This window comes from Myroides guanonis, from assembly GCF_900114085.1.
Classification (GTDB): Bacteria; Bacteroidota; Bacteroidia; order Flavobacteriales; family Flavobacteriaceae; genus Flavobacterium; species Flavobacterium guanonis.
Genome location: NZ_FORU01000001.1, coordinates 173,209 through 186,135, shown reverse-complemented (window position 1 = coordinate 186,135; position 12,927 = coordinate 173,209). Strand labels below are relative to the sequence as shown.

Sequence of the window (12,927 nt, the reverse complement as noted above, 5' to 3'; positions counted from 1 at the left end):
TCTGTTACATACGTGAATTTAGCTCCATCATAATACACGTTTCCACCAACATAACTATTGTGAATAGTCTTAAACAACTCGTTTTTAACGTCCGTATTATTAATGATATCTTCAAAATTCTGAATAACACTAGCAGGAATATCGATTGTAACACCAGTACCAGCAATTGGATTACCAGCTGCGTCTATTTCAGCTTCATTGAAATAAGTATAAGTACCATCCGCATTATTAACCAACTTAGTTACTCTTTCATGAGCAGCAACTAAAGCGCCTAAATCAATAACATGAGGAATTCCCTTAGAATCTGTATACGTTAAAACTTTAGTTTCTTTATTGTAAACCAAACTAGTATGGTTCAATGTCAATGGAGTAGATTTTCCATTTCCGTCTAAATATGTAATTCTATTTTCCTTGGAATCATATGTGATTGCACCAATATTTAAATCGATAACGGTATCAATTCCGTCCTCGTCCTTATAGGTTAAAATATTTGTAACCTCATTGTACTTTAAACCAGTTAGCGTTTCGTTGGCCTTAACAATCTCTTTAAAAGTGATGTTCTTTACAACATTGTTCTCATCAACATAAGTAAATTTATCCCCGTCATAACTAACATTCCCACCAACTTTAGTATTAGTCAAATGAGTAATCAATTGATTCAACACTTCAGTGTTTGAAATGATATCTTCAAAGTTGTTAATCACATCAGATGGAACATCGATAGTTACTTTATCTCCAAGTTCATTCGTATAGGTATACGTTCCATCGTTATTGTTAACTAATTTTGTAATCGTTTCATTCGCTTTAACGATATCTTTGAAGTTAATTACGTGTGAATTACCTGATTCGTCAATATAAGTAAACTTGACACCATCATAATATACATTTCCACCAACGTAAGTATCACCTAAAACTTCAATTAGCTCATTTAGTACGTCCTTATTATTGACAATAGTTTCAAAGTTATTGATCACGTTATCCGTTGCATCGATGATTACAGTAGCACCAGTTTCGTTAGTGTAAGTGTAAGTTCCGTTTGGATTCTTTACCAATATTGTAGGAATATTGATTAGGTCTAATGGTATATCAACTGTTTTTCCATCAGTATCAGTTAGAACCAGTTTATCTCCCTGAACGGTTAACGACGTGTTTTTCGTATTAGAATCAAGCTTTGAAAATGCATCTGCATCCAAAATGCGCATCCATTTATTCTCGTACCAATAGTAATACCCAGGTGTAATATCCGCAATCGTATTAGTGTTCCACACTAATAAACTAGTAATATTACCGTGGGTAATAGTTGTTTTGTCAGTTGAACTTTTTAAAGCAATTTGAGGAATAAGAATTCCTTTGTCTTTTGCAACCACTTCTAATTGAGAAGACTTATTTGGATTGGTAGTACCAATTCCTACTTGTGAGTAAGCACCCAAAGCCCCCATTAAAAAAGCAACCGTAAGTAATCTTTTTTTCATGTTTCCCTTTTTTTTAAACTTCTATTTATATTTATACTTCGAAATATTCTAGACAAAAACTCAACATATTGTCAATTCGAAGACAACCTTAGTCAGTATTCTCAAAAGCATCATTGCAAATAAGAATCCCGCAAAATTGTTCTAAAAAAAAAGTAAAAGGCGGTCAATTTCTTGGGAAGGTTGTCTTTCTAACAATTTGAAAGATTTGCAAACAACCATATATCAATATATTATAATCGTTCACTTAACATTTTCTCATAATCTTAGGGAAAAGAAAAAAAAGAAAATATATCCCCAAAAAAAAGTCCCAGAACGATGAAATGACAAGAAATTATAACAACACATTCGGAAACATTCTACCTAAGAGTTACCAAAACGATAATGGGATATGATTGTCAAATTGAAAAGAAAAATCACTAATCAATCTAAAGAACGAATACAAGCCCAATTAAAAGAGGAGGCTATAGCATTCCAAAATAAAAATGACAATAAGGGTATAAAGGAAGAGCAAATACAGTTAATTATATCTGCTTGGAGGAACACCGTAATTCTCTTTAAAAGCACGGTAAAATGTAGTGTTTGAATTAAACCCAGACTCATATGCAATAGATTCTATAGAATCATTAGTCTCTCTTCTATTCAATAGTAATTGACTAGCATATTCACATCTTTTTTTATTCACATACTTAGCAAAGCTAGTTTGTAGACCTATAGAAAACACTTGACTGAGTTCATACTTTGAAATTCTGAGATGGGTAGATAGTTTTTCTAAATTTAAATCAAGATCTAGATATACCTCAATTTCCATTTCATCGAGATCTATAATAGTCTTTTCGAGTTCACTATCTCCTATTCTAGACTTATGATACTTATCTAATTGATCATCAAGGTGTTTTTTCTCATCTCTACTTTCCTTTTCATCGATATACCTATAAAACCACATTCTATTAATTGACAGAACTAGAACAAGAATCAATAGATGCACAAAAAAATTAATATTTAAAACAACAATAGTATGTTGATTAATATTTTCGAAAAAATTGATGAAATACAAAATAGAAACAACAATCATTATTAAAGAGGAAATAGCGATCAATTGTTTAAAGCGCAGGTCTTCAATATTATTTCCCTTTTTAAAAAGAATTGCAAATCCCCAAACCCCATAAGACATCAGTAAAAACGCAAAAAAAACATATAAAGCTTGCTTAAAAGCTGTATAATACAATATAGTCCATTCCTGGTTACTCTTCAAAACAAAGAAAAACGTCCAAAATAGAACAGCGGGGATAAAGCTCAAAACAACATTCCTAACCTTAGTAGGCTTATTTTGAGACAAACACACTGCATGCCAATAGAAAGGCATATACAACAAGTTAAAAAGTGCCGCCTCGCCAATAAACAAATCGTTTAATAAAATATATCGACTGAAAATTATATAGAGAACATGAAGTAGAACAAAAAATAGAAACCACCATAAAGCACTATCTAATTTATGCTTATAAGCTATTTTTTCATGCCAGTAACCGCCAAACAATATGGATAAAACAACACCGAATAGAACAAAGAAAGAAAGTATTTCACCAATATTCATTTTAAGAATCTCATTTTCGAATAGTCAATTGATACTCTGAATTAAATTAAAGAAAAACCTTAAACGAGCTTCAGTAGCAAAATGAGGTGAACTTAATTCCATTAGACCTCTACAGCATCAATAACTATATAATTAGGGTGCAAATAACCGACCTTATTGCGAAACAGCCACAAACAAGACTATCAGGATTCGTGAATTTGTATATGTAGGTAGTCTAAAACTACCTGTATATTTACTTTTTATCGCTCTCCTCTTCCAAATACGCAATAAAAGCAGAAGGAGCTAAATTAGTGATTTCTTTAAACACAGCTGTAAACTTACTATGAGAAGAGAACCCTAAAAATTCAGCTAGATAACTAATCTTATACGTTCTAAACACTGGATCATTCTCTAGCTTTTCTATTCCATATTTAACACGTAATTCATTCAAATAACTATTAAAGTCTTTTCCTATATTTTGATTTAAAACATAAGAAAGATACCTTGTATTTGTGTCGCAAAAAGCAGCTAATGAAGACAATGAAATATTGGGTTTTAAAAACTCTAGCTCCTCCTCAAATCTCTTTAGATGTTCAAGTATTTTTAACTCCGCTTCTAAAGAAAGAACACGTTTTTTTTCAAAACCACTTTGAGGCTTCTGTTCATTTTGCTCCTCCACTCTCCTATTATCTAGCTTAGGATTATCAATAAGAACCTTAAATTTTTTATAATCTCTATTCTTCTTAATTCGAATCCAAAGAACAAAGGCTGTTAAAAGCAAAACCAAAATTATTACTCCACCGAGATATACTCGTGCGAGTACTTCCGATTTCTTATGTTCTTCTTTATTTATATTAAATGCATCTTGAATAGCTGAGCTTCTAAGGTTTCTATCAATAGTCTTAAGTGAATCAAAACTATTTAAATACACGTTATATAACTCCCAATTTTCATTTCTTTTATACAAATCCGTAATCTGCTTGCAAATTGCAATCTCTAAATTTAAGTGTTTACACGATCTAGCACGTATTTCCGCAAGCTCAAAATAATTTAAAGCTAAGGTGTCGTTTTTTGTTTCTACAAAAACCTCTCCCAGCCCCATATAAATAAAACCGCTTAAAGAACCTTCCGAATACCCTAAATCATTCAAGATATCCAAACCCTTCAAAAACGATTTTTCAGCCTGGTCATACAGTTTTAATCCTAAATAGGCACGACCAGATAACTCTGCGGCATAAGTTTTTTGATATAAGAGATTGGGTGACTCAACCAGTTCGTCCAAAAGTTTATTATAATTCGAAACATGTTCTAAAACATCCTTATATTTCTCTTTCAATAAAGCATAATATGCCAACTCTTGTTCAATTAATGCGATTTGCAATTTTTTAGAGCTAGAATTTGATACTTTACTATTTACTTCTAAAGCTTTATTTATATAGTCTCGCCCCTCTTCAAGAAGGCCTATATTTCGATATTGAGAAGACAAAAACACACAAATGCGAGCTTGCCAACTATAATTATTCTCTTTGACAGCAAAATAATATGCCTCTCTAGCATGTTTAATAGAAGCAACCTGATTGTTTTTAGATTGATAGATATTCGCACTTAGCATTAAAGCTTGTAACTTTAACAGTCCTGATTCCGAAGATTGGTACAAAGAGTCCGCTACAACTAGAGCTTCATCAGAATTTAATCCTAAAATTTTATTTGCTGTTTTATAATAAATACTGTCAAATGTAGAAGTTGAATTTGTTTGAGCCTGAATATGATGAACTGAAAGTAGACTAACTAATAATAAAAATATAATTTTCATTCTAATGTTCCTAATTACACAAGACGCAAAAATACATCTTTATTACAAACATTAAGATAATATTTTACGAAAAATACTAATATTCTACAATATTCTCAATATGAGCTATTCATTTAAAAAAATAACACAAAAATCATATATTTTAACACTTAACCATGACAAAAAACAACATAAATCTAATTATCAGTGTTTTATATATTTTAAAATATTGATAATTATTACAAAAACTAACGAAATTCGTGATAAGAGATTAAATCAAACAAGAGAAAACACCTCTAATCAGATAATATTAATATAGTAGATAATCAAAAAATTACAATATATGAACACTTATTACCAACTAGCATTTACTCAATTAGATATTTTTGATAAATACTTTTATGAACAGTTATCTCAATCAGAAGTACGCTAATGGTAAATTGTGTAAAAAAAGAAATTCAGAAGAAAAAGAACAATCAATTAATACAAAATTGCTTATCGACAAAGAAAGATAAATATAATGAAATAATGTCCATATCGACAAACCGCTTCGCAACTGAAAAACAACATACAACTACCTAGATAAACTAAAAGAGAATTACATTTAACAAAGTATGTCCAAAATGAGAGATTACTTTATTGATAGATTTATAAAAATTATGCGATATATTCAATATTATAATATTGATATAATACAAATTGATTTAAATGTAACGAGTCCGATAAAATACCGAACTCATTATAATATAAACATTGTTTAACTACATCTCACTTTTTGAATTAATCCAAATTGAGAAGGTGATATTATCTAAGGTTTTCTCCCGGTTACTAATCGATATAAAACTGCGATTATCGCTAAAACCAATAAAATATGGATGAAACTACCTACAGCTGCTCCAAATCCAAAATAACCGACAGCCCATAATATAACAAGTATTACAGCTATTAACCAAACTAAATCTCTCATAATGTTTCCTTTTAATAGTTAATAACAATAAATTTAATAAAAAAAAGTCAAACTAACAGATAATTAATCAAATTTAATGTTAATAAACTACATAACACCTACAATACTTTAAGTTTAATTAGTACCACAACGAGTTTTAAACATTTATAAATTTTAGTTATAGTCTATAAACGAAGTAATTAAAAAGAATTATTTATCCTTATCATCAATCTCCATTTTTAATAAGATTTTTGCCATATCGCTATCTGCAAATGCTAGATTTCCGGCTACAAAAACACCTTTTTCATTAGTGATTTTATTTGTGATACCATAAACCGTTGCTTCGTCATCAGGATTAGTCATGCCTTCATATCTATAAATTTCACTAATTACATAATTAGAAGCTTCACTTAAAATATGATTATCTTCTATATTATAATCAATTGTATAGCCTTTTTCTTTTAATTCCCTCAGAGCTTTTTCTACCGTAGAATAATGATACATCTTTTTCATACTATATATTTTTATTTACAATTTACCAAAAAAATCTCATTTCGTATAAATTGATACTATAAAACTTAATTGTTTATTTTTATAAAAATTGTTTATAAAAACTCACCTATGCCCAAGACCTTTGCAGATAAAGTAATTGATTTCAATAGTAGCTTAAACTATAATGGCGATTTACCAGAAGGTTTCAAAGTTATGAACCCATATCTTGACAATCCTGAAACCATGGATGTAATGCAGCAATTTTACAATAAATACTATTCAGATTTTAAACAGCGTAAATTTATTATAGGAATAAATCCAAGTCGAAACGGAGCAGGAATAACAGGAATTCTATTCACAGACACCAAACGATTAGAAAGTGTATGCGGTATAAAAACAAAAACAATAAATTTCTTATTTCTATATTGTTAGAAAAGTACCTGAAACTGTTTTAAAAAGGAATTTCACCCGTATATTTAATTGAATTAATAAAAACAACTATTATGAACAACAAACAAATTTTACTAGTAGTTATAGCCGTTATAGTATTAGGGATGCTAATTGCATTTTCCTATCTATTCACAAATGTGTTTTTTAAGGAAAATAGTTCCCTGAAATCAAATTCAATACATGGATTTAAAGTAACAGCATTAGATGGTTCTGAGATAGATTTCTCAGACTTTAAAGGAAAGAAGATACTTGTAGTCAATACAGCATCAAAATGCGGGCTAACACCGCAATACGAAGGTTTGGAAAAATTGTATCAGAAATACCAAGATAAATTAGTTGTAGTTGGATTTCCTAGTAATGATTTTCTTTTCCAAGAACCTGGAGGCAATAAAGAAATTGAAGAATTCTGCAAACTAAACTATGGAGTATCATTCCCTATGGCTGCAAAAATTGAAGTTAAAGGAAACAACCAAGCTCCAATTTACCAATGGCTTACCAATAAAAACTTAAACGGTAAAGAAAGCTCAGCAGTAACGTGGAATTTTCAAAAGTACATATTAGATGAAAACGGACAATTAATTAAACACTTTTCACCAAAAACAGATCCCGAAGATCCGGAGATTTTAAAATTAATTGAGTCTACAAATCCCTAATTTTCTATTGTTATAAAAAAGCACTCTGTTTGAATCAAACCCATTAAAAAACCCTAAATATGCAAGACTATTTTTTGCATATTTAGGGTTTTCTTGTTCTTTAATAAGTCCAATCGCTAGTATTTCACTATCCCAACCTCTATTCTAGGCGAGTGATCTCGTCGAAGACTAGTTACCTAATAAACTATTTAAAAAAAGCTAAAACAGCTTCTTTAATTCTAGCTCTATCATCATCCGATAAATTAGAACCAGAAGGTAAGCACAAACCACAGTTAAATAAATCTTCCGCAACGGTAGTACCGTAAAAAGGAGATTCAGAGAAAACAGGTTGCAAGTGCATAGGTTTCCAAAGCGGACGCGATTCGATGTTTTCTTCAAGAAGAGCCAAACGCAAATCTTCTCTGCTTTTTCCAGCCACTTTTTCATCAATTGTAATACAGCTCAACCAATGGTTAGAGAAGAAATCCGATGAAGGTTCTACGAAAACAGTAACTCCTTCGATATCTCTAAACAAGTCTTGATAGAATTGGTTGTTCGATCTTCGAGCAGTAACACGATCGTTTAACACTTCCATTTGTCCACGACCGATACCCGCACAAATATTACTCATGCGGTAGTTATAACCAATTTGAGAATGTTGATAATGCGGAGCTTCATCACGCGCTTGTGTAGATAAAAATACCGTTTGGTCTTTCTGTTCTTTAGAAGAACACACAAGAGCACCACCACCAGAAGTAGTTATGATTTTGTTTCCATTAAAACTAAGCGCAGCCATAGCACCAAACGTACCACAAGCCTGTCCTTTATAAGAACTACCCAGACCTTCCGCAGCATCCTCTAGAACAGGAATATTATATTTTTTGGCAACCGCCATAATCTCATCCATTTTAGCTGGCATCCCATATAGATGAACTGGGATAATTGCTTTAGGTTCTTTACCCGTCGCAATCATTCTACTTCTAATAGCATCTTCTAATGATTTTGGACACATGTTCCAAGTATCAGATTCACTATCCACAAAAACAGGAATCGCTCCTAAATACGCAATAGGATTCGCAGAAGCAGAAAACGTCATGGTTTGACAAATCACTTCATCACCCGGTTTAACCCCAAGATTAATCAATCCTAGGTGTAAAGCAGCAGTACCAGAACTCAAAGCAGCCACATGAATATCTTGACTCAAGTATGCCTCTAAATCAGCCTCTAAACCATTCACGTTAGGTCCAAGCGGAGCCACCCAGTTTTGTTCAAAAGCTTCGTTTACATATTTTTGCTCATTACCTCCCATATGAGGTGAGGATAACCATATTTTATCGTTCATTTTTAAATTCTTTATTTAATTTTTGAGGATGCTGTCTTGTATCAAATAGTGTGATGATACTAATTTGCTTAGAAGTAAAACGATAATAGATGGTTGTTTTATTTGTTACAACACACTTTCTTAATCCTTTTTTCACCTTTGATTCAGGAAAAATTTCAGGCTGATTTTTAATAACATTTATAGAAAGATCTAACTTTTCAATAAATTCGTTTTTTACTTTTACAGACCATTTTTCAATCAAGTAATCAAAAAGTTTATTCAACTTCTTTTCGGCTGTATTAGAAAGAATAACTTTTCTGTTCATTTAGCGATGTTTTTGCATAAACAACTCATAATCGGTTATCTCACCTCTATCTATTTCTAAAGAAGCTTTTTCTATTTCTTTTATTTGCTCAACAGATAATTCCTCCAAAAAATCATGCGTCTTTTCTGTACTAAATATTTTTTTTATAGATGCAATTATTTTAGGGTTTTCTGTCTCTAAAAGCATTTTTGCTAACGCTATTTTATCCGCTTGAATATCCATTTTTTTCTCTATTAAGCCAAAAGCAATTATAAACCAAAATTACAAAATTTATTTAAAAAAAATTAACTATAAACTGTTTTCTATGCCGTTGTTCTATTGTTTATTTAACTCATTACCTCCCATATGCGGAGACGATAATCCTATTTTTGATTTCATAAAGTTGTGTTTTAAGTAGTACAAAGCTTACATGTCTTTATGACCTATATAATGGAAAAAAATTTGATTTCGCTTTTTCCTTTGATAACTCATCATATATTTTTTGATCTACTATATATTTCCATACTGAAAATTGTTTGAAATCTTTTGAAAACCCAGATTTAAAACGAAATAATGAATCATCGTCATGTCCTCCTACTCCTCCTCCTAAATGTAAACTCTCTGCTTTTGTAGTATTTCCAAATAACCGAGCTTCATCAAGTATTAATTTCATAGGAGTATCTCTTATATAATCTTCTGTGGTTCCAGCAAGGTGGTACTGTATAATCTTGTCAGTAATAGTAAAAATTGCTCCAGCAATTACTTTATCTTCTTTAATAGCTACTAACAACTTTGAAGTAAAATCATCATTATTTAGAAAATTATAAAAATATTCTTTTGAAAAATAATAGCTAGAAGCAGCACTTACACGATCCATTGTTTCGTAATAAATTTCTATAAAAGCATCTACCTCTTCCTTATTAGAAGCCTCACGAACCATAATATCCTTTCTTCTTAATTGACTCAAATCAGATTTCAAAGATTTTCTATATTCTTTTCGTTGTACTTCAGCAAACTGATTTAAATCAATCGATACTGTCTTATTTAAATCTACTATTTCACCTAAAGTTTCTATAATGCTTTCTTGATCAATTAGTGGATGTAATCTAGAAAATACGGAAACGATATTTTGTTCTTTGCAGAAATCTATAAAACTATTTTTAAAAAACACTATTAATTCCGTTTCATCATAATTTTCCTCAAAATTATAAATCGGTCCCGCATAACCATAAACAGAAGTTATATCAAAATAGTCAGTTCCATCTATCGGTCTAATCACAATAGGTAGAGCTATAAAACTTTCTTGAAACGAAAAAACCAGTAGTTTTGAATCAAATAATGTATCAATTTTATGAAAATAGGCAGTGTGATGAAAATCATAAGTGCTCGACTTATTTACAATTTCAGTCCATTTCTCAGAACTGTTTTCAATAATCTCAAATTTAAACATCTTTCATAGTTTTAAGCACATTAGTTATTTTACTATTCATCCTAATTGAAGAATCAAATTGTAAAAATTCAATATTACTTACTTTTGGAACTCCGGTTATTTTAGCTATAAAAAGCAAATTGCATTTATAGTCTAAAACTTTTAAGTCATGCACTATTATACTTGAATCGTTAATAATAGTCCCAAGTTTTGTATTATCCAAGAATACTCCTTTAAAACCGTTCAAATCATAATCTAAATATAAGTTCACAATATCTAATGGAGTACTTTTCTTCAAAAAATACCAATGACTAATAATTGAAGGAGTTAACCCAATCTTTCTATACCAGTTTTTAGCCTTAAAATTAGATTCTAAAACATCTAACTCAATATTAACAAAATCTTCATTAACTATAAAAGCACTATTCAAAACTTCCTTGAGAACATTAGTTCCGTTACCATTACCACGTATGGACTCATCTAAAAAAATATTGTTTAAAAACAATGTATTTGAAAATGCTTTTAAATGTATAAAACCATGTATATCATTATCCGAGAAAATACCGAAAACATAATGATCTTTGTCACTTAGAATAGTTCTAAAATAATTTTTGAAATCATCGTCAAAATAGATTAATCTTCCATAAAACTCTGTTTCTATAAAAATCTCCTTATGCATCGTAATTATTTCAAATAAATAATTATCATCACTTAATCTTTTAATTGAGAGTTCTTTCTTCATCTAAATCTTGCATTATTGATCTCGGGTCTACTACAATATCTTCCGATTTAAAGACCTTTTTCACAGTTAAAAAAATTAATTGTAAATCGAAAAGAAAAGATATATTATTAACATATTCTATATCATAAGCTAATCTATCATTCCAATTCAAAGTATTTCGACCTTTCACTTGCGCCCAACCTGTAATACCTGGTCTAACAGTATGCCTGATCTTTTCTTCATCTCTGTAGTAATCCAAATATTTTACTAACAATGGTCTTGGTCCGATCAAAGACATATCTCCTTTTAACACGTTTATCAATTGCGGAATTTCATCCAAAGAAGTTTTACGAACAAAAGCACCAATCGGAGTCAAACGATCTGCATCTGACAACAAAGATCCATCAGCACCTTTCTTATCATTCATTGTTTTGAATTTTATGATACTAAAAATCCGTTCATTCTTTCCAGGTCTTCTTTGAAAGAAAAAAGGTTTCCCTTGATTTGCAAAAAACAGACCAATAGTAACAAATATGAATATAGGACTCAAGACCAATAATCCAAAAAATGCAGCTAAAAAATCCAACACTCTTTTAAATAAATTTTTATACATTTTGATTTTCTATTACTCTTACAAATTCTTTAGTCAGTATACTTTTATCAAAAACAGTTTCTGCCAAATTTCTTGAATTTTCACCCATCACTTTTATCAATTCAACATTATTCTTCAAGTGTAGAATTTCATCTACCAATTCTTGTGGTTTATTAGGGTTTACATAAAAACCACATTGATAGTTCTCTACCAAATCTTTAGTCCATCCTGCTGAATTTACGATTATAGGTTTACCAGCAGATAAAGAATCAAAAAGTTTATTAGGAGAATTAGTGTACAAAATCGGTAAATCCTTAAAACTTACAATAGAAACATCCGCTAAATTTACAATCTCAGAAGTCTCCTTCATAGAGTATTTTCCAAGAAATTTCACATTCGTTAATCCGTGTTTAATACACTCTTTTATCAATTTAGATTCCGTTGATCCGCCTCCCACAAAAAGAAATTCAAAACTTTCGTCATTCTTGAGTAATTTAGCTGACTCAATTATAGATTCTGCTCCATTGGCAATACCTAATGATCCAAAATGGATAACTTTAAAAGAATCCTTTTTAAGACCTAGTCTATCTGATAAACTAATATCTTTTTCGCGAGGCCAAAACTCATCTTTCTTAGCCATATTTGGAATCATAGAAGTCTTATCCTTTGAGATATACTTTAAAACCCCATCTAGCATGCCAGGAGAAAGCGCAATAACATGTTTAGCATTTTTGTAAATCGTTTTTTCAAACCAACGAGTTGGTTTAACAATCAAAGGACTTTTAAACGCTCCCATTTGAATTGGAACTTCTGGCCATAAATCTCTAACTTCAAAAACATATGGAATTTTTTTAAACCATTTCAACATTAAGGCAGGAAACCCAATAGTTAATGGTGTTGAAGTAGCTATCACCAAATCAACATCTTTCATCCTCATAGCTATTTGAGTGGATTTAAACATGAAATTTAAAAAAGCTTTTAATCTTTGAAAAACACTCATGTTTTGATTGTATTCCTCTTTGATATAAATAATTCTAATTCCATCAATAGTAATCTCCTTAACAGGTTCAATAAATTTAGAAGAGGAAGTTAACATCGTAACTTGATGTCCATTTTTTATTAACTCCTGAGCAATCCAATAAGAGCGTGTTCCCCCAGGTTCATTAGGAGTTATGAAATATTGATGAATGTATAAGATGTTCATTA

Annotated in this window: 13 protein-coding genes and 1 pseudogene; 2 read left to right on the top strand and 12 right to left on the bottom strand. The window is 30.5% G+C overall.

Translation table 11 applies throughout. The annotated features are described in order from the left end of the window. The 5 genes from BM024_RS13675 to BM024_RS00885 form a co-directional block, all read right to left on the bottom strand. A partial coding sequence (locus BM024_RS13675) for a hypothetical protein (RefSeq protein ID WP_090677573.1) occupies positions 1-1,472 on the bottom strand: 1,472 nt, incomplete at its 3' end. 517 nt (positions 1,473-1,989) lie between these two features. Next, complete coding sequence (locus tag BM024_RS00895) at positions 1,990-3,063, bottom strand: helix-turn-helix transcriptional regulator (RefSeq protein ID WP_090677572.1); 1,074 nt, start codon at positions 3,061-3,063, stop codon at positions 1,990-1,992. A 232-nt stretch (positions 3,064-3,295) separates the two neighbouring features. After that, entirely contained in the window at positions 3,296-4,855 is a 1,560-nt protein-coding gene (locus tag BM024_RS00890; protein WP_090677571.1) for a helix-turn-helix domain-containing protein, read from the bottom strand. 787 nt (positions 4,856-5,642) lie between these two features. After that, positions 5,643-5,801 carry a lmo0937 family membrane protein gene (locus BM024_RS13605; protein ID WP_143077695.1) on the bottom strand — a complete coding sequence of 53 codons (159 nt, stop codon included), beginning with the start codon at positions 5,799-5,801 and terminating at the stop codon, positions 5,643-5,645. A gap of 189 nt (positions 5,802-5,990) precedes the next feature. Continuing rightward, complete coding sequence (locus tag BM024_RS00885) at positions 5,991-6,293, bottom strand: hypothetical protein (RefSeq protein WP_090677570.1); 303 nt, start codon at positions 6,291-6,293, stop codon at positions 5,991-5,993. A gap of 108 nt (positions 6,294-6,401) precedes the next feature. On the opposite strand from BM024_RS00885, the pseudogene BM024_RS00880 reads away from it, so the two are divergent. After that, positions 6,402-6,698 (top strand): annotated as a pseudogene (locus tag BM024_RS00880) (SMUG2 DNA glycosylase family protein); the annotation flags it as partial. Positions 6,699-6,775: 77 nt separating this feature from the next. Continuing rightward, positions 6,776-7,375, top strand: a complete 600-nt coding sequence (locus BM024_RS00875; RefSeq protein ID WP_090677568.1) for a glutathione peroxidase — start codon at positions 6,776-6,778, stop codon at positions 7,373-7,375. Between the two features lie 184 nt (positions 7,376-7,559). Here the strand turns inward: BM024_RS00875 and BM024_RS00870 are convergent, their stop codons facing one another. The 7 genes from BM024_RS00870 to BM024_RS00840 form a co-directional block, all read right to left on the bottom strand. Continuing rightward, positions 7,560-8,696, bottom strand: coding sequence for a DegT/DnrJ/EryC1/StrS family aminotransferase (locus BM024_RS00870; RefSeq protein ID WP_090677567.1), 1,137 nt, complete (start codon positions 8,694-8,696; stop codon positions 7,560-7,562). Then, positions 8,686-9,000 carry a type II toxin-antitoxin system RelE/ParE family toxin gene (locus BM024_RS00865; RefSeq protein ID WP_090677566.1) on the bottom strand — a complete coding sequence of 105 codons (315 nt, stop codon included), beginning with the start codon at positions 8,998-9,000 and terminating at the stop codon, positions 8,686-8,688. The genes BM024_RS00870 and BM024_RS00865 overlap by 11 nt, the downstream gene beginning before the upstream one ends. Next, the gene (locus BM024_RS00860; protein ID WP_090677565.1) at positions 9,001-9,222 is read right to left on the bottom strand and encodes a hypothetical protein; all 222 of its coding nucleotides are present in this window, start codon (positions 9,220-9,222) and stop codon (positions 9,001-9,003) included. A gap of 193 nt (positions 9,223-9,415) precedes the next feature. After that, positions 9,416-10,429, bottom strand: a complete 1,014-nt coding sequence (locus BM024_RS00855) for a GNAT family N-acetyltransferase (protein ID WP_090677564.1) — start codon at positions 10,427-10,429, stop codon at positions 9,416-9,418. After that, positions 10,422-11,150 carry a GNAT family N-acetyltransferase gene (locus tag BM024_RS00850; RefSeq protein WP_090677563.1) on the bottom strand — a complete coding sequence of 243 codons (729 nt, stop codon included), beginning with the start codon at positions 11,148-11,150 and terminating at the stop codon, positions 10,422-10,424. Before BM024_RS00850 ends, BM024_RS00855 begins: the two co-directional genes overlap by 8 nt. After that, positions 11,128-11,742: a sugar transferase gene (locus BM024_RS00845; RefSeq protein ID WP_090677562.1), complete on the bottom strand. Its 615-nt coding sequence runs from the start codon at positions 11,740-11,742 to the stop codon at positions 11,128-11,130. The genes BM024_RS00850 and BM024_RS00845 overlap by 23 nt, the downstream gene beginning before the upstream one ends. Continuing rightward, positions 11,735-12,925 carry a glycosyltransferase family 4 protein gene (locus tag BM024_RS00840; RefSeq protein WP_090677561.1) on the bottom strand — a complete coding sequence of 397 codons (1,191 nt, stop codon included), beginning with the start codon at positions 12,923-12,925 and terminating at the stop codon, positions 11,735-11,737. Before BM024_RS00840 ends, BM024_RS00845 begins: the two co-directional genes overlap by 8 nt. Positions 12,926-12,927 lie beyond the last annotated feature (2 nt).